The sequence below is a fragment of the Amycolatopsis sp. NPDC051372 genome, assembly GCF_040682095.1.
Lineage (GTDB): Bacteria > Actinomycetota > Actinomycetes > Mycobacteriales > Pseudonocardiaceae > Amycolatopsis.
The window spans coordinates 88,096-107,471 of sequence record NZ_JBFBAF010000006.1; the positions used below are offsets into that span (position 1 = coordinate 88,096).

General features: G+C 69.6%; 16 protein-coding genes. 3 read left to right on the forward strand and 13 right to left on the reverse strand.

Annotation, left to right across the window (positions count from 1 at the left end):
- Nucleotides 1-114: 114 nt before the first annotated feature.
- From AB0M56_RS11255 to glf, 3 genes are read right to left on the reverse strand one after another with little or no spacing between them, the layout of a single operon-like run.
- Nucleotides 115-1,164 carry a decaprenyl-phosphate phosphoribosyltransferase gene (locus AB0M56_RS11255; RefSeq protein ID WP_364173701.1) on the reverse strand — a complete coding sequence of 350 codons (1,050 nt, stop codon included), beginning with the start codon at nt 1,162-1,164 and terminating at the stop codon, nt 115-117.
- Nucleotides 1,161-1,673: a phosphatase PAP2 family protein gene (locus AB0M56_RS11260; RefSeq protein WP_364174195.1), complete on the reverse strand. Its 513-nt coding sequence runs from the start codon at nt 1,671-1,673 to the stop codon at nt 1,161-1,163. Before AB0M56_RS11260 ends, AB0M56_RS11255 begins: the two co-directional genes overlap by 4 nt.
- A gap of 40 nt (nt 1,674-1,713) precedes the next feature.
- A complete protein-coding gene (glf, locus tag AB0M56_RS11265) occupies nt 1,714-2,937 on the reverse strand; it encodes a UDP-galactopyranose mutase (RefSeq protein WP_364173703.1) in 1,224 nt (407 codons plus the stop codon).
- 88 nt (nt 2,938-3,025) lie between these two features.
- Between glf and AB0M56_RS11270 the strand changes: the two genes are divergently transcribed.
- Nucleotides 3,026-5,038, forward strand: coding sequence for a DUF6541 family protein (locus AB0M56_RS11270; protein ID WP_364173706.1), 2,013 nt, complete (start codon nt 3,026-3,028; stop codon nt 5,036-5,038).
- Between the two features lie 197 nt (nt 5,039-5,235).
- Here the strand turns inward: AB0M56_RS11270 and AB0M56_RS11275 are convergent, their stop codons facing one another.
- The gene (locus AB0M56_RS11275; RefSeq protein WP_364173709.1) at nt 5,236-6,123 is read right to left on the reverse strand and encodes an LLM class flavin-dependent oxidoreductase; all 888 of its coding nucleotides are present in this window, start codon (nt 6,121-6,123) and stop codon (nt 5,236-5,238) included.
- 93 nt (nt 6,124-6,216) lie between these two features.
- Here AB0M56_RS11275 and AB0M56_RS11280 point away from each other — a divergent pair, with 93 nt between their 5' ends.
- Complete coding sequence (locus AB0M56_RS11280; protein ID WP_364174198.1) at nt 6,217-7,002, forward strand: HAD family hydrolase; 786 nt, start codon at nt 6,217-6,219, stop codon at nt 7,000-7,002.
- A gap of 627 nt (nt 7,003-7,629) precedes the next feature.
- Here the strand turns inward: AB0M56_RS11280 and AB0M56_RS11285 are convergent.
- From AB0M56_RS11285 to AB0M56_RS11295, 3 genes are all read right to left on the reverse strand, one after another.
- Complete coding sequence (locus tag AB0M56_RS11285; RefSeq protein ID WP_364173712.1) at nt 7,630-8,370, reverse strand: lysophospholipid acyltransferase family protein; 741 nt, start codon at nt 8,368-8,370, stop codon at nt 7,630-7,632.
- Nucleotides 8,371-8,435: 65 nt separating this feature from the next.
- Complete coding sequence (locus tag AB0M56_RS11290; RefSeq protein ID WP_364173715.1) at nt 8,436-9,806, reverse strand: hypothetical protein; 1,371 nt, start codon at nt 9,804-9,806, stop codon at nt 8,436-8,438.
- Entirely contained in the window at nt 9,803-11,341 is a 1,539-nt protein-coding gene (locus AB0M56_RS11295) for a hypothetical protein (RefSeq protein WP_364173716.1), read from the reverse strand. Before AB0M56_RS11295 ends, AB0M56_RS11290 begins: the two co-directional genes overlap by 4 nt.
- A gap of 303 nt (nt 11,342-11,644) precedes the next feature.
- On the opposite strand from AB0M56_RS11295, the gene AB0M56_RS11300 reads away from it, so the two are divergent.
- On the forward strand, nt 11,645-13,576 hold the full coding sequence (locus AB0M56_RS11300) for a DUF6541 family protein (protein WP_364173719.1): 1,932 nt from the start codon (nt 11,645-11,647) through the stop codon (nt 13,574-13,576).
- A 52-nt stretch (nt 13,577-13,628) separates the two neighbouring features.
- Here the strand turns inward: AB0M56_RS11300 and AB0M56_RS11305 are convergent, their stop codons facing one another.
- From AB0M56_RS11305 to AB0M56_RS11330, 6 genes are read right to left on the reverse strand one after another with little or no spacing between them, the layout of a single operon-like run.
- Nucleotides 13,629-14,618: a lysylphosphatidylglycerol synthase transmembrane domain-containing protein gene (locus AB0M56_RS11305; protein ID WP_364173722.1), complete on the reverse strand. Its 990-nt coding sequence runs from the start codon at nt 14,616-14,618 to the stop codon at nt 13,629-13,631.
- Nucleotides 14,619-14,661: 43 nt separating this feature from the next.
- Complete coding sequence (locus tag AB0M56_RS11310; protein WP_364173725.1) at nt 14,662-15,906, reverse strand: acyl-CoA reductase; 1,245 nt, start codon at nt 15,904-15,906, stop codon at nt 14,662-14,664.
- Between the two features lie 26 nt (nt 15,907-15,932).
- Nucleotides 15,933-17,006 carry an acyl-protein synthetase gene (locus tag AB0M56_RS11315; protein ID WP_364173726.1) on the reverse strand — a complete coding sequence of 358 codons (1,074 nt, stop codon included), beginning with the start codon at nt 17,004-17,006 and terminating at the stop codon, nt 15,933-15,935.
- On the reverse strand, nt 17,003-18,412 hold the full coding sequence (locus AB0M56_RS11320; protein WP_364173729.1) for an AMP-binding protein: 1,410 nt from the start codon (nt 18,410-18,412) through the stop codon (nt 17,003-17,005). The genes AB0M56_RS11315 and AB0M56_RS11320 overlap by 4 nt, the downstream gene beginning before the upstream one ends.
- The gene (locus AB0M56_RS11325) at nt 18,409-19,140 is read right to left on the reverse strand and encodes a glucose 1-dehydrogenase (protein ID WP_364173732.1); all 732 of its coding nucleotides are present in this window, start codon (nt 19,138-19,140) and stop codon (nt 18,409-18,411) included. The genes AB0M56_RS11320 and AB0M56_RS11325 overlap by 4 nt, the downstream gene beginning before the upstream one ends.
- A complete protein-coding gene (locus tag AB0M56_RS11330) occupies nt 19,133-19,375 on the reverse strand; it encodes an acyl carrier protein (RefSeq protein WP_364173734.1) in 243 nt (80 codons plus the stop codon). Before AB0M56_RS11330 ends, AB0M56_RS11325 begins: the two co-directional genes overlap by 8 nt.
- Nucleotide 19,376 lies beyond the last annotated feature (1 nt).

Here is a 19,376-nt window from a genome sequence, read left to right on the forward strand (position 1 = left end):
CTGAAGTGGGAACGGGCGGCCTGCCCGCCCCCACGTCCGAGGATGACCGGTATTTCTGTGCACAGCCTGAAACTCAGCTGTCTAAATTCCAGCGCAATTCACAGGTAAAACGACTCACAGGTAGAACGACAAGAACAACGTCACAACCCACGCCAACCCGAGCACCTGCAACACCCGGTCCCGCAACGCGATCTCATCCGGCGCCCCGGCGTTGCCACCATCAACATCCACCGCGTACCGCAGCACAGCGATCACGAACGGCACCATCGACACGACAGCCCACAGCGAATCGTGCTCCGCCTGCCGGATCTCGAACGCCCACAGGCAGTAAGACATGATCAGAATGGCCGCCGACGTCGCCCACACGAACCGCAAGTAACTCGCCGAGTACTTCTTCAGCGACGACCGGATCTTCGCGCCCGTGCGTTCGAACAGCATGATCTCCGCGTAGCGCTTGCCCGCCACCATGAACAGCGAGCCGAACGCCGTGACCAGCAGGAACCACTGCGACATGGCGATCCCGCCGGCGACACCACCGGCGATCGAGCGCATCAGGAAGCCCGAGCCGACGATCGCGAGGTCCACCACCGGCTGGTGCTTGAGCCCGAAGCAGTACCCGAGCTGCACGGCTTCGTACACACCGAGCACCACGGCCAGCTCCCAGCTCGCGGTGAACGACACCGCGAGACCGGCCAGGAAGAACACCACCGCGGCGGCGTAGGCCACCGGCACCGGCACGATCCCGGCCGCAATGGGCCGGTTGCGCTTCGTCGGGTGGGCGCGGTCGGCTTCGACGTCGACCGCGTCGTTGATGAGGTAGACCGACGAGGCCGTCAGCGAGAAGGCCACGAACGCGATCAGTGCGTCGATGACCAGCTCGGTGCGGTTGGTCGCCTTCGAGAACGCGAAGAACGGCGCGGCGAACACCAGCACGTTCTTCACCCACTGCTTCGGGCGCGCAGTCTTGATCACGCCCAGCAGCAGCGCCACGGGGTTCGTGCCGGCCGAAGCGGCAGCCGGGGTCGCCGGCTCCGAAACGGCAGCCGCGGACGCGGCCGCGTCCGCGGCGGCCTCCTCCGTCTCGACATTCACAGCTTCGTCCGCCTTCGCGGATTCAGCCGGGTCGGTCGAGTTCTCGGCACGCTCGTCGGTCGTTTCGCTCATCGTCGTTTCAGCTTCCGTCGGATCAGACCACCGACGAGGCCTCCCAGGGCCGCACCGGCCAGTACGTCGGTCGGATAGTGGACGCCGAGCAGCAGCCGCGAGGCCAGCATCGGCGGTACGAGGGCGGGGACCAGGTTACGCCCGGTGAGTCCCGAGTAGAGCACTGCCGCGGCCGTCGTGGACGTCGCGTGCGAAGACGGGAAGCTCAGCTTGCTCGGCGTGCCGACCAGGACCTCGACGCTCGGGTGGTCCGGACGACGCCGCCTGACCACGCGTTTCACCGCGATCGAGGCGGCGTGCGCGCCGACGACGCCGACGGACGCGACGAGCCAGTCCTTGCGCCGCGGCTTGTCCACCGCGGCGCCGATCAGACCCAGCGCGAACCAGCCCGCGCTGTGCTCGCCGAACAGCGACATCCCACGCGCGACCTGCACCGTGCCCGGCTTCTTCAGGAAGCGCTGGGCCTGGGACAACACGGCGACCTCACCATTCGGTTCGGCCGCCGGCATGACGACGGGAGTTCCGGCTTCGGCCGGAACAGCACGCTGCTCAAGCATCGATCGACCCGTCGAGGGGCTTGCCCTCGGTGAGGTGCGGCGCGATCTTGTTGTCGAACATCGACAGCGCCGAGCCGATCGCCATGTGCATGTCGAGGTACTTGTACGTGCCCAGGCGGCCGCCGAACAGCACGTTCTTCTCACGCGCCTCGGCCTTCGCCAGCTCGCGGTAGCTCTCGAGCTTCTCGCGGTTCTCCGGCGTGTTGATCGGGTAGTACGGCTCGTCGTCATCCGTCGCGAAGCGCGAGAACTCCCGGAAGATGACCGTCTTGTCCTTCGGGTAGTCCCGCTCCGGGTGGAAGTGGCGGAACTCGATGATGCGGGTGTAGGGGACTTCCTGGTCGTTGTAGTTCACGACCGGGGCGCCCTGGAAGTCACCGGTGGGCGCGACCTCGGACTCGAAGTCGACGGTGCGCCAGGTGAACCGGCCCGCCGAGTAGTCGAAGTAGCGGTCCAGCGGCCCGGTGTAGACGGTCGGCGTGCCCGCGGGGATCTGGTCGCGCACGTCGAAGTAGTCGACGTTCAGGCGGATCTCGATGTTCTCGTGCTCGGCCATCTTCTCGAGCCACGCGGTGTACCCGTCGACGGGCAGGCCCTCGTAGGTGTCGTTGAAATACCGGTTGTCGAACGTGTACCGGACCGGCAGGCGCGTGATGATGTTCGCGCCCAGGTTCTTGGGGTCGTTCTCCCACTGCTTCGCGGTGTACCCGCGGATGAAGGCCTCGTACAGCGGACGGCCGACCAGCGAGATGGCCTTTTCCTCGAGGTTCTCGGCGGCGTCGGTCTGGAACTCGGACGCCTGCTTGGCGATGAGCTCGCGGGCCTCGTCCGGGGTGTGGGACTTGCCGAAGAACTGGTTGATCAGGCCCAGGTTCATCGGGAACGAGTAGACCTGGTCCTTGACCTTGGCGAACACCCGGTGCTGGTAGCCGGTGAACTCGGTGAAGCGGTTGACGTACTCCCACACGCGCTTGTTCGAGGTGTGGAACAGGTGCGCACCGTACTTGTGCACCTCGATGCCGGTCTCGGGCTCGGCCTCGGAGTAGGCGTTGCCGCCGAGGTGGCTCCGGCGCTCGAGCACCAGAACCTTCTTGCCGAGCTCGGCCGCGGCCCGCTCGGCGACGGTCAGCCCGAAGAAACCGGACCCGACGACGACGAGGTCGTAGCCGGCGAACTCGTGTTCAGTAATCTTGGCGGGGTTCGTGTGCTCGCTCACGGGCGCCCAGGGTACGCAGTCCTGACACCGTGGCCCGAACCGACCTCGGCATACCGCCGGCCGTACCGCACCGACACACGTGAGAAGCATGCCTGCACCGGACACCTTGGGAAGCTACTTGGTAGCGGTCGTCACCTACCTGACCGTGCTGGCGATACCCGGCGGCCTGGTGGGCTGGGCCGCCGGAGTGCGCGGCTGGGCACTGGCCGGCCTCGCGCCGCTGGTCAGCTACGCCGTGACGGGTCTGGCCGGCCCGTGGCTCGCCGACGCCGGGCTCCCGTACAACGTCGGATCCGCCGCCCTGTGCACCGTGGGTCTGGCGGCCCTCATGTACGGCGTCCGGCGGCTGCTGATGGCCCGCGGCTGGCTGAGGCCGGGTGCGGAGGAGCCGCCGATCGAGTGGAGCAAACGGGCGCACTGGGCCGTGGCCGGGTGCCTGGTCGTGGCCGTGGGCCTGTCGATCGCCGTGGTGCTCTCGGCGCGCGGCGGCACGACGGCCGTCTTCCAGCGCTGGGACACCGTGTTCCACGCGAACGGCATCCGCTACATCGCCGACACCGGCGACGGCTCACTCACCGGCATGGGCACCATCAACTGGTACCCCGACGGCTCGTTCTACCCGAACGCGTACCACCTGGTCGGCGCGCTGGTCTACCAGATCTCGGGCACGAGCGTCCCGGTCACGCTCAACGCCATCACCATGCCGGTCGCGGGCCTGTTCGCGCTGTCGATGGTGGCGCTGATCCGCCAGCTCGGCGGGCGCGCGGTGTACGCGGGCTGCACGGCGCTCGTCGCGGCGGCCGCCACGACGGGTGCGTACGAGTCGGTGTCGAGCGGGCTGCTGCCGTACGCGCTGGGCATCGTGCTCACGCCGCTGGCCGTGGTGGCGCTGCAGCGGTTCCTGGTGCGCCCGGGCGTCGACACGGGCCTGATCCTGGCACTGACCGCCGACGGGCTGCTCGCGGCGCACTCGAGCGCGCTGTTCGGCGCAGTGCTGTTCGCGATGCCGCTGGTGGTGCAGCGCTGGTACCGGTCGTTGCGGCGCAAGCGCGTGGACGGCGTGGCTCTCGAGACGCCGGCGTGGCGCGTGATCCTGGGCGACGTGCTGCGGATGCTGCCGGTGCTGGTGGTCAGCGGCGTGCTGGCGGCGCCGCAGATCCTGGGCGCGATCGGGTTCACCTCCGGCGCGTACCCGTATTACTCGTGGAACTCGAACCTGCCGATCCCGCTGGCGCTGAAGCTGCTCGTGACGTTCCAGCAGGTGCTCAGCCGGCCGCAGATCTGGCTGACGGTGCTGCTCGCGCTGGGCACGCTCATGTTTTTCACACTGCGGCGGATGCGCTGGGTGCTGCTCTCGACGATCGGGCTTTCGGGCTTCTTCGTGCTGGTCACCTGCTACGGCTACCTGCCGTGGGTGGTGTCGCTGTCACGGCCGTGGTGGAACGACCGGTACCGGCTGATGGCGCTGGCCGCGATCCCGCTGTGCCTGCTCGCGGGCCACGGCATGGCGGAGTTGCAGCGGTGGATCGCGCGCCTGGCCCGCAGCGGCTCGTGGGTGCGCTCGCGGCCGCAGGTGCTGGCGCGGCTCGGCCTGGTGACGGCCGTGGTCGTGGTGGCCGCGATGGCCGTGCTGACCGGCGGCTTCTACCGCAACGCGAACGCGACGGCCGTCTCGTACCTGTACTACAACGGGCCCGAGGGCGAGGTGACGCCACCGGTGAGCGCCGACGAGATCGCCGCCATGGAGCACCTCGGCACGATGGGGATCCCTGCGCAGGAGAAGGTGCTCAACGACCGCATGGACGGCACCGCGTGGATGTACGCGATCGCCGGTGTGCACCCGGTGGCCGGCCACTACGACGGTGGCGGCCGCGTCGATCCGGACGCCGTGTACCTGGCCCTGCACTTCCGCGACTACGACACGGACCCGCGCGTGCGCGACGCCGTGCGGCGGCTCGACGTGCGCCACGTGCTGGTGGGCAGCGGCACGATCCGCAAGGACACGCCGATCGCGCCCGGGCTGCAGAGGCTGGACGGGCTCGATTTCCTGCGGGTCGACTACCGGAATCCCGGTGCGGTGATCTACACGATCTTGAAGTGAGTTTTTCGGAGGTTTGGAGCCTCGTGGCCGCGGCTGCCCCGGCCGCGGCCACGAGGACCTCCCATTCCCCAGCACCCCCGGGGTGCTCACGGGTGAGAAGAGCGGCCCGGTGAAGGGCCGTCTCCCCCTCTTCTCACCTGCTTGACGCCCGGGTCGGGAAATCGGTTTCCCGGCGGGGGTGAAGTCACCTGAACGGACTAGCTGTCCTTGAGCGTGGGCAGGACGTTCTCCACGACCTGCTCCAGCACGGACTCGTGGCCCTCGTACGGGCCGCTCGAACGCGGCCAGTGCGCGATGACGTCGGTGAAGCCCAGCTCCCGCGAGCGTTCGACGGCTTCGCGGAACGCGTCGACACTGCTCAGCGAGAAGACGGGCGCCGCGTCGAGGCTCAGGTAGCGGTGCACGGAGTCGCGCTCGCGGCCGGCGGCGTCGAGGCGCTCGTCGAACACGCGGCTGAGCTCGGCGATGCCCTGCCACCACTCGTCGGTGGTCGCGCCGCCGCGGCCGGTGGTGGCCCAGCCGGCGCCGAAACGGGCGGCCAGCGTCATCGTGCGCGGTCCGTTGGCCGCGACGACGAACGGCAGCCGCGGGCGCTGCACGGTGCCGGGGAGGTTGCGGGCGCCGCGGGCCTGGTAGTACTCGCCCTCGAAGTCGAAGCGGTCGGTCATCAGCAGGCCGTCGAGCGATTCGACGAACTCCGTGAAGCGGTCGGCGCGCTGCTTCGGCGTGAGATCGGGCGCGCCGAGCACCTGCACGTCGTAATTCTTCGCGTCCACGCCCGCGCCGACGCCCAGCACGAAGCGGCCGTCGGACACGTCGTCGAGGGTGATCAGCTCGCGCGCGAACGGCACCGGGTGCCGCGCCACGGGCGACGCGACGAACGTGCCCAGCCGGATGGTGGACGTGACCATGGCGGCGGCCGTGAGGGTGGGCACCGCCGAGAACCACGGGCCGTCGACCAGGGATCTCCAGCCCAGGTGGTCGTAGGTCCACGCGTGGTCGAAGCCGTACTCCTCGGCGGCCCGCCACTTGGGCTCGGCCGCCCACCAACGATCTTCCGGAAGGATCACGATGCCTGCTCGCACGAGGGTGGACGGTATCGGCAACCACCGACATTCGCTCGAACGGGCGGTGCCCGTGCCCGGTTCGGGGACAATGAGCGAGTGGAGAAACCCCGCTTGATCGCGTCCGACGTCGACGGCACCCTGCTCGGCCCCACCGAGGTCCTTTCCGCTCGCACCATCGAGGTCGTGCGTCGGGTACGCGCCGACGGCGTGCCGTTCGTCCTGTGCACCGGCCGGCCGCCGCGGTGGATCCCGCCGATCGCCGGGCCATTGGGGCTGACGGGCTATGCGGTGTGTGCGAACGGTGCGGTGCTGCTGGACATCGCTTCTTCGGAGGTGGTGGCGGTACATGGGCTGCTTTCGCCTGTGCTGCTGAACGATCTGGCCTCGGCGCTGGACAAGGCACTTCCGGGATGCCGGCTGGCCGCGGAGCGGATCAGCACGGATGTCCGGAGTTTTGTGATCGAGCCGGAGTACCGGAACCCGTGGGGTGATGGCGAGGGCCGGACAGCTCCGCGCGCCGAGGTGCTGGGGCATTCGGCGATCAAGCTGCTGATCAGCCACCGGGGCCTGGGGTCGGAGGAAATGGCGACGGCGGCGCGGGCGGTGCTGGACGGGGCAGTGGACATCACGTACTCGTCTTCGGGCGGGCTGATCGAGCTGTCGGCGCACGGGGTCACGAAGGCGACGGGGTTGGCGGATGTGGCTGAGCGGTTTTCGGTGCCGGCTGAGCGGGTGATCGCTTTCGGTGACATGCCGAACGACGTGGAGATGCTGCAGTGGGCCGGGCACGGGGTGGCGATGGCGAACGGTCACCGCGCAGTGCTGGACGTGGCGGAGGAGGTGACGGGGCCGGCCGCGGAGGATGGCGTGGCGCAGGTTTTGGAGCGGTGGTTTTAGGCGGCCTTGCCACTCGGCGTGGGATCTTGCCGCTGGCTTCGGCACTTGCGTGTGGGGACGGCGACTTGCCACTTGGCGATCTGTCTTGCCAAGGGGCTGGACGACTTGCCGCTCACCGGCGCACTTGCCATGGCACGGAGCTCGCCACTCGGGGCCTGGCTTGCCACTTCACCGGCTAGTTGCCGCTTGCCGCTCCCACTTGCCAACCGACATGGCGACTTGCCAGCGGAAGTGGCAAGGGCGCCGGGCGCGAGCTGGGGTTGCGGCCTTGTCGCCTGGGCAGCTGCTTGCCCATCGACATGGCGACTTGCCATCAAGTGGCGAGCTTGCCGTTCGCGAGCAGGAGTTGCCGACCTTGCCGATGTGACGGTGACTTGCCATTCACGGATGTGCCTGCCACTCGGTGATCTGGCTTGCCGCAAGCTGGTCAGGCATGCCAGGTCAGACGGAGGCTTGCCGTTCATTGGGCAAACTTCCAGCTCGAGTGGCAACTTGCCGGGCGTCCGGATTGCCAAGCGAGTGGCGGATTGCCGTTGACGTGGCGTACTTGCCGATCGACGTGGCCGATTGCCGTCGACATGGAGTGGTTGCCAATCCACGTGGCGACTTGCCGGCCGCAGTGGCAAGTCAGTCGCGGGTGGCGGGGCGGGCGTCCAAAGCTGCGGCGTCCTCCGGGGTGGGCGCGGTGCCGCCGAGGTGGGCGGGGAGCCACCAGCGTTCGGAGGGCGTGGGGGATTCCGGGTAGTCCGCCTGGGCGCGGTCGAGGAGCTCCGACAGTCGGGAGCGCAGTTCGGCGGTTCCCGCCTCGCAGTCGTCCGCGAGCCCCGGGTGCATCGGGGCGCCGAGCAGGATCGAGATGGGCACGTGGCGGCGCGTGAGGTCCTTCGGGTGCCCCTTCGTCCACAGGCGCTGCGTGCCCCACAGTGCCATCGGCACGATGGGCACCCCGGCCTCCGCGGCCATCCGCACGGCGCCCGTCTTCAAGGCCTTCACCGTGAAAGACCGGCTGATCGTCGCTTCAGGAAACACGCCGACGACCTCCCCCGCACGCAGCCGCGCGACGGCCTCGTCGTACGAAGCCTGGCCGGCCGACCTGTCGACGGGGATGTGGTGCATCCCGCGCATCAACGGTCCCGCCACGCGGTTCGCGAAGATCTCGTGCTTGGCCATGAAGCGCACCAGCCGCTTGGCCGGCCGCGCGCCCAGGCCGCAATAAATGAAGTCCAGGTAGCTGACGTGCGTGCACGCGATCACCGCCCCGCCGTGCGCCGGCACGTGCTGCGCGCCTTCGATGCGGATGCGGTTGTCCAGCACCCGGAACATCGTCCGCGCGGCAACCAGCACGGGCGGGTACACGAAGTCAGCCATACCGCGAGGCTACGGGACCGTAAGTTTCTTGCGGCTACTCAAAGTGATCGTCGGCACGAAACCCGTCATTCGGGAACTTTCGCCACGGCCGGGCAACAGCCGAGCACCACCGCCACCAGCGTGCAGAACAACGCGACGACCTGGTGCTTCACGTTCTCGATCCCGTCGCCCAGAGCGGCCACGACGAACTGACCCACCGCAGTCGTCAGGAGGAGCGCGAGGGCGACGCCCAGCGCAGCCCGCCGATGTCGCCACGCGCGCCAGCCGACGAGGAGCCACACGGGCAGCAAGGCGAACAAGCCCAGGGGCGCCAGCAACCCCGTCAGCCCCGACCACAGTGGCACCCGGTACTCCTGTGCCGCCGGCGGCAAGCCGGCCGAAGCGTCGAAGGAGGCCAGGTACGGAGGGCGCGCTGTGAGCAGGTCGCCGGCCGCGCGGTTCAGAACGCCCAGGGTGCGGTCCGGGTGCGTGGCGAACCACTCCACGACGTTGCGCCGGCTCAAGCGGTCGCGGTACTGCGCGTACTGCGGATCCAACGTCACCGGATGCGGGTGCCACCAGCCGTTGCCCGCGTATTGCCCGAACGACGCCGGCAGGCCGAGAGCCGCCAGGTCCGCGGCGGTGTCGTGGTGGCCGTCGATGATGTTGAGGAACACCGTGTTCACCATGTTGATGTCGCGCGAGTCGTCGCCGGGTCGGGCAGACGCCGTGCCGTCGGGAGCGACCGCCGGGGTGACGGCCGTCTGAGCCCACCAGGTCCCGCCGGCCAGAGCGAGAATCACGAGAACCCCCGGCACCCAACGAGAACGCGTCACCAGCAGCACCGCGATGACCAGAAACGGCAAGACCATCAACGTCTGCACCTTGGCGTTCACCGCCATCAACCCGCCGACGACGGTCACCGCGCCGCCGATCCAAAGCCACCGTCGCCCCATCAGCAGCAGGCCGCCGACGGCCAGCAAAATGCCGAGAAAAGCCGTCCCCTCGCCCAAAGTCGACGAGAAATAGCCGAAGAACGCCGAATCCGCCACCACCAGTAGCAAACCGACGGCCACGGGCAAGCGCACCCGCGGCCCGTAGGGCAATCCGACCACCACCACGGCCACCGCTGCCGCGGCGACAACCGAAGAAATCACGCCGAGCACGACCAGGCTCAGCTCCGACCGCGACCCGAACGCCACCGCCAGCCGGGCGAGCCAGCTCTGGCTCAGCTGGTACGTCGGGTCGCAGCCGCCGGGTGTGGCCTCGTACACCAGGTGGACGTACTGCTCCGGCTTGCTGGTCCAGGTGATCCCGGCGCCGCACAGCACGCGGAAGCCGTCGCCGTTGTCGGACATGGACACCGGGCGCGGCACGAGAAAGCGCACCAGCAACACGGCCAGGGACACGCCGAAGACCCCGAACCCGAGGGCCGTGGACCTGCGCGCCACCGTCATCCCGGGCACGATACGTACTGGAAGTCCGGTGCTCGATCGAGGTACTCGATGAGCAGGCCGGCCTCGTCGGCGCGCGGGTACACGGAGATCCAGAACGGCGTGCCGGTGCGGCGGAACGTCGCGACGCGGTACCAGGCCCGGGTGTCGTCGGCGCAGTGCTGGCGTTTGGCGTAGCCGGTTTCCTCGGGGACGGCCACTGTTGCGCGCATCAGGTTGGTGCCCACCAGCAGCCGCGAGCCCGCGCGGCTGGCGATGGCGCCCGGCGCGGCGGCGCTCACCACGGAGCCCGGCGGCAGGTACGAAGCCAGCCAGTCGCCGACTTCCGCGAGCTGCGCACTGTCGGTGTGCCACGCCCGCACGCTCGTGAGCACGTCCGGGCTCACCACCGACACGAGCACCGCGAACCCGGTCAGCACGGCCGCGACCACTGGCACCAGATGCGACACCGTGCGCGGCTTCGGTGACGGGTTCGCGGCCGTCAGCACGCCGTACGCGCCCACCGATGCCACGGCCAGCAGTGGCGGCACGGGCACGAGCAGCCGCCAAGACGGGCCGGTGTCACCGTCGAGCACAACCACGAAAACCGTGAAGCACAAGGCCAACGTGAACAGCAGCCACAGCGCCGCGCGCGGTTCGGCCGCGCGTTCGGGCGTGCGCAGCGCGAGCAACCCCACCACAGCGGCAACGGCAAGCACCAGGAACCCCAGGTGCGCCAAGGAAAAGCCCGCGAGGTAGCGCCAGTCGGGGCCGAGCACGCGCACGGCGGAGTCGGGCAGGAAGTGGTGGTAGTAGGTGGCGCGCCAGGCCGTCCACGGCACGAGGAACACCAGCGCGCCCAGCACGTAGCCCGCCGGTGTCCACCAGTTGTGCCGGCCGCGCGCGGCGCCGAGCGCCAGCCACAGCCCCGCCACGACGGCGAGCACCAGACCTTCCGGCCGGGTCATCACCGCGCCGGCCACGAGAACCCCCGCCACCACGGACCGGCGGGCGACCAGCGCGTTGGCCACGGCCAGCACCAGCAGCACGAACATCGGCAGCTCGGTGCCCGACGGCCCGTACACGGCGAGGCCGCTCGCGCCGGCCGTCAGCACGGCCGCCGCGACACCGATCGCGGGCTGCGGTTCCGCGCCTTCCGGCAGCGCGAGACGCACGATGCGATTGGTGAGGAAGTACGCGAGAAGAACGCACCCCAACACCGCGACAACACCCAGTACAACGGCCGACGTCGGGATATCCGCGCCGAATGCCGCGCGCGGCAACGCGATCACCACGAGCCACAGGAAATTCGCGTAACCCTCGTTCCGGTCGCCGGGATTGAACACGGGCCCGTTGCCGTCGGCGATGTTCTGCGCATAACGGAAGGTGACGAGCGCGTCTTCGGTCACGGTGGCGAACAACAGCTGGTGCACCAGCGAAAACGCGAGCACGAGCACCACCACGAACGCCCGCCACCCTGCGTCGGTGGCGATCCGGCGCCAGGTCGCGACGACGAGCGCGCCCAGCACCAGCCAGCCCCCCACGACCGCGTAGACCACGCGGACCCCCTGCCTCCAGCCCCCGGCCGGTCCCCACCGGCCGCCACCCCGACGCCACCTGCCGTCACCCGTTGTCACGGTGAATCCCCGCGACGAAACCTCGCTTTCGGGTGAGCGATTGGCCGGAATGCGCAGCGTTGTCGGGCGGTTCCGGCCGTCACTTCACGCAGTCCAGTCAATCGCTTCACTATGCTTCCCGGACATAAGCCGTTCGGGTGTATATCGGGCCCGCTAATCTGTGACTCCGATTCCGATCCGCCACCCGGGGGTACCGAGCGGATCCGTCACAGCCGAGGAAGTCTGTTGCCGAGCGAACCCACACTGCTGTCCGATGTGGCGAGTCTCGCCGTCCTCGTGCTCGTACTCGGCCTGCCGGGGGTGCTCACCGGCCTCGCCGCCGGCCTGCGCGGCTGGGTGCTGGCCGGCCTGACGCCGCTCCTGAGCTACGCGATCGGCGGCCTGGCGGGGCCGTGGACCGCGGCGATGGGGCTGCCGTTCAACACGGTCACGTTCTGCGTGACCACTGTGGTCTTCGTGGCTGTCGCGTTCGGACTGAGGCGGCTGACGGTGCGGCGGTGGCCGCCGGTGGCCGAACCGCGGGTGTGGTCGGCGCGCGGGCAGTGGGGCGTGGTCGGGTGCCTGCTGCTGGCCACCGGGTTCGGGTTCTACGCCGCCGTGCGCGGCATGGGCCACCTCGGCGCGATCGCGCAGGGCGGCGACGCGCCATACGCGGCCAACGGCGTGCGCTACATCGCCACCACGGGCGACGGCAGCCTGTTCGGCATGGGCACGCTCAACTGGTACGGCGACGCCCACCCGCCCTTCTACCCCAACGCCTACCACCTGCTCGCCGCCATCCAGTACTCGCTGACCGGTTCGACGTCGATCCCGCTGACGCTCGACGTGAACACCGTGGTGCTGCCCGGTCTGCTGGCGCTGTCGCTGGTCGTGCTGGTGCGCGAGTTCCGCGGCCGCGCGGTGCTGGCCGGCGCGGTGGCGCTCGCGTCGGCGGCGCCGGTGATGAGCACGTACGAGTCGATGAGCCGCGGGCCGCTGTTCCCGTTCCTGCTGGGGCTGGCCCTGACACCGTTGGCGGCCGTGGTGCTGAAGCGCTACCTGGAACGCGTGGCGCCCGATACCGGGTTTCTGCTGGTCGTGGCCGCGGTCGGGCTGCTGTGCATCCACTCGTCGACGCTGTTCGGCGGGATCCTGTTCGCCGGGCCGCTGCTGCTGCAACGCTGGTTCTCCCCGGGCCGGCGCTGGCGCCGCTTCGGCCACGACCTGCTCGCGCTGCTGCCGATCGCCGTGGTGTCGGTGCTGGTGGCGTGGCTGCAGCTGTTCGGCGCGCTCGGCCTGGCCAACGGCACCCTGCCCTACCTCGGCTGGCCGATCGAGTGGCGCGCGACCAGCGCGATCGGTGCGCTGCTGGGCTTCCAGCACTGGGAACCGCACCCGCAGCTGTGGCTTTCCGCCGCGCTGCTGCTGGGCTTCATCTTCTTCCGCCGGCTCGGCGACCTGCGGTGGATCGGCGTCACAGCGCTGATCACCGGCATCGCGTACGCGGCCGTGTCGTCGTCGAACTCGCCGCTGGTGATGGCGTTCTCCCGGCCCTGGTGGGACGACCCGTACCGGTTCATCTCGATGGCCATCGTGCCGCTGTCGTTCATCGCGGGCCACGGCCTGGCGTCGCTGCAGCAGTGGCTCGGAGAGCACCTGCCGCCGCGGGTGCCGGCGGTGATCCTGGCGGTGCTGGTGCTGGTCGGCTTCGCGGGTGCCACGAGGGGCCTGTACGCGGTGTCCAACGGCGACCGCCTCGCCCCCGGCTACCGCTCCGCCAACCCGCACGACCAGACCATCACGCCCGGCGAGGAAGCCGCGATGGTCCAGCTCGGCCACCTCGCGGCCCCCGGCGAATGGGCCATGAACGACCGCCTCGACGGCACGGTCTGGACGTATGCCCTCACGGGCGTCCGCACCGTCGCCGCGCACGACGACGGCACCGCACCCCCCACGGACGCCCTGTACCTGGCCTGGCAGTTCCGCGACTACGAGACGGACCCGGTGGTGCGCGACGCGGTCAAGCGGCTGAACATCCACTGGGTGATCCTGGGCCGGCCGATGGCGCCGCCCAGCCCGCCGTACGCCTCGCCGGGGCTGGTAGGGCTGGACGGGTTGCCGTTCTTGCAGCAGGTGTACCGGAACTCGGACGCCGTGATTTACCGGCTGAAGAGCTGAGGCGGCGGGTTTTTCAAAGCGGCTGAGGTCCGGACCGCGAACCTCTGGCGCGTCAGGCAGCGGCGACCGTGCGGCGATTCGTGGCCCAGGCGGCGCCCGCCGCGAAGCCCGCCGTGAGCAGGTCCGCGACGGTGAACATCACGCGGGACGCCACGGCGAACGCGGTGGCCTGGCCGACGGTGAGGCCACTGGCCGTGAGCACGGCGACCTGGGCTACTTCGCGCACGCCGATGCCGCTGGGCAGGATGAAGGCGAAGGTGCCCACGGTCATCGCGACGGCCATGGCGCCGACGCAGAGCACGAGCCCGTTGAAGCCCGGGGCGCCGACGGAGTTGGCGAGCAGCCACAGGTGCACGCCCTGCAGGACCCAGGCCAGCGTCGACGCGCCGAAGGTCTTGAGCACGACACCCCAGGTCAAAGGGCGTTCCAGCGGCGGGCGGCGAAGCAGGCGAAGCACGAGCGAGGTGCCCCAGGTCAGCACGCGCGGGTGCAGCAGCGCGAGGCCGACCGGGATCAGCACGAACAGCCACATCGCACGCGGGCTGTGGCTGAACACGGCCGGCGCGGCGAGCAGCGACACGACGAGCGCCGAGACCACGCCGACGCCGAGCTGGATCAGCGAGCCGGTGAAAATCCGGGCGCGCGCGAGGCCGGCTTTGCGGCCGAGCTCCATCTGCAGCAGGTACGCCCACACCGAACCCGGCACGTACTTGCCGAGCGAGCCGACCAGGCAGATCTGCGCGCCGCGGATGTAGCCGATGGGTTTGCCGAGGTCGTCGACCAGCACCTGCCAGCCCCAGGTCGACACCATGATCGCCAGCACGAGCGCGACGAGGCTCAGCACTGAGGACTGCCAGGCCACATCGGACAGCGTGCGCCAGAACTCGGTCCAGTTGTCGGTGAGCGCCTTGGCCGCGAAGGCCACCACGAGCACGATCGCGAGCCAGCGCACCGCGTCGAGGATCTTGGCCTTGGTGGACTTCCCCGTCTTCGGCTTCGAAGGAGCCGGGGAGTCCTCCTCAGGCGTTCGAACGGTCGTCACTGACCAGTCTCCTCACAACGCAACACAGACTCGTCACCGCGAGTCAGGCCTGCACCGTGACCAGGCGGCTGAACTCGGCAAGCAGATCGTAACCGTCCCAGACGCCCGCGAACGTCAACGCCGACCCGAACGGCACCACCCGATCGACGCCGCGCCCGGCGAGCTCCGTCACGAATTCCACCAGCTCGTCGCGGGTAAACCCGAACTGCGCCACGGTCTGGTCCTTGCGCAGAACCAGCGGCACAAGTTCACCCAACGAGGCGAGGTGCGCGTTGGCGAAAGTGCCCGCGCCGAGCCACTCGCGCGGCATCACGGTGGCGTCGGTGAGCTCGAGTGTGGCCAGGGAATTTCCGTCGAAAGAGATCGCCGACACGAGCCCGTCGACGGCCGCGCCGTAGGCCGACACGCGCTTCTGCACGGCCATCGCGGGCTCGGTCACGTGCTGCTTGGCCTCGAGCACCGACGCGAGCAGCGCCCGGAATTCTTCGCCCGCCGCGCGCGCACCGTCGGCGTCGCCGACCCAGAACACCGCCCGCGGCGACGAGCACGCGGCCTGGTCGAACCAGTACGAGTCGTTGTAGAAGCCCTCGGCCGCGGCCCGCCGCTGCTCCGGCGTGGCCTCCTGCCAGCCGCGCACCGACGCGACGGCGAACGACGAGCGGTCCGGGAACGTGAGGTCACGCGCGTGTGGCGCCAGCGGGTATTTGCGCAGCGCGGCGACGGAACCGTCGCCGCCCCAGATCACGCGCAGGTCGGCGGCCAGCGACAGGGCGCCGCTGATCTCGTCGCTGCGGTCGTAGGTGACCATGCGCTGGGTCGCGCGGATGGTCACCGCGGTCTCCGGCGACACGTCGTCCAGCGCCGCGTTCAACGCCTCCAGCACGGCCTCCGCCGCCCCCGCCGAACGCGACGACACGCGCACGACGTTCGGGTTGCCCGCCAGCGCCGAAAGGGCCCACGAGTACACGAAGATCGTGTCGACGTTGGCCGGCGGCACGTGGAACACAAGACCGCGCGGGAAGCGCAGCGCGTCGCCAGAGGTTTCCAAAGTGGACAGTGCCTTCGCGAGCTCTCCCTTGCGCAGAAAGAAACCCAGCGAGGCCAGCTCCGGGTAACGCCGCGCGAGGGCGGGCGCGAGGAGCTTGCGCGCGAACTTCGTGACGAACTCGACCACGCGCGGGTCGCCGACGGTCAACCGGCCACCGGGCGGTTCGGCGCGCACCTCGGCCAGCAGCGAACCAACCTCAACCGGCTCCGCAACAGGGAACCGCTGCTCCAGAGACGTCATCTCCGCCTTCCTCCCCTCCACCGCCCTCAACGGAGTGGCCCCGCCACGCTGCTGTTTTCCGCCGAGAACGTGTCCGAACAACCCCGCGCCTCGGCCTTCGGCAGCCGCCCCAGCACGGAGAAGTGCTTGCCGGGCCAGTCACCGTCGTCGATGCCGTTGTACACACCGAGGTCCTCGGTCAGCAGCACATGTCCCGGGTACGAGCGCGGCAGCGTCGAGACGACCTCGATCACGCCCGGCTTGCCCACCGGCTGCTCGCGCCACGTCTCCGGGTCCCGGATCACGACGTCGGCGAAATCCGGGCAGTACAGGGAGTTCCCCGACGGTCCTTCGAGGAACACGGTGCCGATCTGCTCGATCATCCCGTAGTAGTTGTGGATCCGCGTGAGGCCGGTGTCCTCTTTGAACCGACGGCGGAACTCGGTGTTGTCCACGGCGCGGTCGATCAGCTTCTTCCAGCCACCGGAGTGGATCAGGATGCCGTTGGAGAGATCAAGCCCGTGGTCGCGCGCCACCTCGTACAGGTAGAGCCACACCATGAACGTGAACCCGAAGATCAGGAACGGCTTGTCCCCGTACTCGGCGAGGAACTTCTTCACGGCCTCGACGTCGGGCTGGTCGTTCTCGTCGAGCACGTACGTGTGCTTGCGGCCGAAGTTGGCCATGCCCAGCACGCCGGCGCCGCGCGCGGAGAACGAGCGGCGGTTCTTGATGATGCCGATGGTGTCGACCATCAGCATCGGGAGCCGCTCGCCGCCGAGGACTTCCTGCAGCGTCGCGCCGAGCTGCTTGGTCTGCGCGCCCGCCGCGTCCTTGTCCAGGTAGATGCGCGACGCGCCGGCGCCGGTGGTGCCCGAAGACGTGAGCGTCTTGAACACCTCGGCGTCGGGAATCGACTTGAGGTCGTGCGTCTTGAACATGCGCACCGGCAGCCACGGCAGGTCCGCGATCGTGGCGAACGGCGCGTTCGGCGCGATTCCGAGCGACGTCAGGATCCGGTCGTAGCCTTCGGAGCCCGCGCGGTGGTGCGCGGTCAGCTCCGCGAGCTCGGGAAGCAGCTGCGCCTCCCGCTCGGCCTGCGAGCGCGTGAAAACACTCATACCCGTCCTTCCAACGACCGGTAGTCGATCTTCCCGCTGGCCAGCAGCGGCACCGTGTCGATCGGCCGCACGTCGAACCCGCTGGTGTGCAGGTGCAGCCGCTCCGACAACGCGCGCGACGCGTCCTTGCAGATCGCCTTGGCGCCGTCGCCCTCGGGCAGCTCGGCCCACAGCACGACCTTGTCGCCCGCAGGCACGGCCGCCACCACGTCGATGCCCACCGCGGCCTGGCGCACGGCGTGCTCCAGGTCATCGAGGCTCACGCGGTTGCCGAACACCTTGCCGATGCGCTTGAGCCGCCCGGTGATGAACAGGTACCCCTCTTCGTCGAGGTACCCGAGGTCACCGGTGGCGAGCAGCCCGCCGCATTCGTCGCCCGCGGCCAGGGCGGCCTCGTCGTCGGCGTAGCCCATCATCACGTTGGGTCCCCGGTAGACGACCTCGCCGACGATCTTGGGGTGCTTGGTCTCGATCCCGTCGTCGCGGCGGACGGAGAACACACCGCCGGGCAGCGCGGGGCCGGCGGAGCCGATCTTGTCGGCGAGGCGCTCGGCGGGCACGGTGGTCATGCGCGGTGAGGCCTCGGTCTGGCCGTACATCACGTACATCCGGCCGCCGACCGCGCGCATCTTGTCGTTGAACTCGACCACGAGCTCGTCGCGCAGCTTGCCGCCGGCCTGTGTGAGCGTGCGTAGCGTCGGGTACTTCGCCGGGTCGAACTTGAGGCGCCGCAACATTTCGTAGTGGTACGGCACGCCCGACAGCGACGTGATGCCGTATTCGTTCACCGCGTCCCAGAACCTGCGGCCGAGCACGCCCGACGCTTCGATCACCACGGTCGCGCCACGCACGAGGTGCGAATTCAGCACCGAAAGGCCGTAGCTGTAGTGCAACGGCAGGCAGGTGGGGGCGATCTCGTCGGCGTCGACACTCAGCACTTCGGCGATCGCCTCGGCGTTGGCGAGCAGACCGGTGCGCGAGAGGCGAACGAGCTTGGGGTTGCCGGTGGAACCACTCGTCGGCAGCAGCACGGCGAGGTCGGGGTGCGGCTTCACGCCGTCGGCCGACTCGCGTACCCAGTTCTCGCCGGACGCCGTGTAGCCCTCGGGCGCCGGGGCGTCCGGCGCGGCCAGCACGGCGGCGGGCCGGAACCGCGTGATCAGGCCCGCAAGCACGTCGGCGTCGAGCGCCGGGTCGATCAGCGCCACCGCGCGGTGGGCCTCGACGGCGCCGAGGTACCGCAGCACGCTCGCCAGGTCGACGGACATCCGCGCGAACAGCACACCCGCCGGCAGCTCACCGAGCGCGGCCGCGACGCGCGCGACCTCCGCGTCCAGCTCGTCGCCCGCCAGCGTGCGGCCCCCGGCCGCGTCGACCAGCCGGGCACCCGCACCCCACAGCGTCACAGCACCAAGCCTCCGTCGATCCCCAGCACCTGTCCGGTGATGAACGCGGCGTCGTCGCTCACCAGGAACCGGATCGCCTTCGCCACGTCCTCGGCGGTCCCGAGCCGGCCCAGCGGTGTCTTCGCGACGTTGTCCGCCTTCGCGTCCTCGGACAGCGCCGAGGTGAGGTCCGTCTCGATCACGCCGGGCGCCACCGCGTTCACCCGGATACCCGAGCGGCCAAGCTCCTTCGCGGCCGAGCGCGCGATGTTGGCCACCGCCGCCTTCGACGCCGCGTACACGGTCTGACCTGCGCTTCCGTACTGGCCCACCACGGAGGCGAGCACCACGATCGCACCGGTTTTCTTGCGCATCATCGCCCGCGCCGCGGCCTGCACGGTGTGCAGCGTGCCGGCGACGTTGGTGGCCAGCGTGGTGTCGACGAGCTCCTCGCGGATCATGCCGAGGAGCGCGTCCTCCATGATCCCGGCGTTGGCGACCACGACGTCGAGCCTGCCGTGCTCCTTCGCAACCCCGCGGACGACCGTCGACACGGCCTTGGCGTCGGTGACGTCGAGCGCGAGACCGGCGGCGGCACCCGCGGCTTCCGCGGCTTCCTTCGCGCGGCCCTCGTCGCGGCTGGTCAGGACCACCGTCGCGCCGGCCTCGACCAGGGCGCGCGCGGTGGCCAAGCCGATCCCGCGCGTACCGCCGGTCACCAGCGCGACGCGTCCGGTGAGATCAGTCATTCTTCGACTTCAGCTCGGTCACCATGTCCACGGCGACCTTGAAGCTCGACATGTCGATGACCTGGTCGGTGTCGAACTCGACGTCGAACTCGTCCTCGATGGCCGCGACCAGCGCCATGTGGCCGACCGAGTCCCACGCCTCGATGTCGCGGTACTTCAGGTTCTCGACGTCCACATCACCGTCGAGGTCAAGCGCCTCGACGAAGACCTCGCGCAGCTTGGGGGCGACACTCATT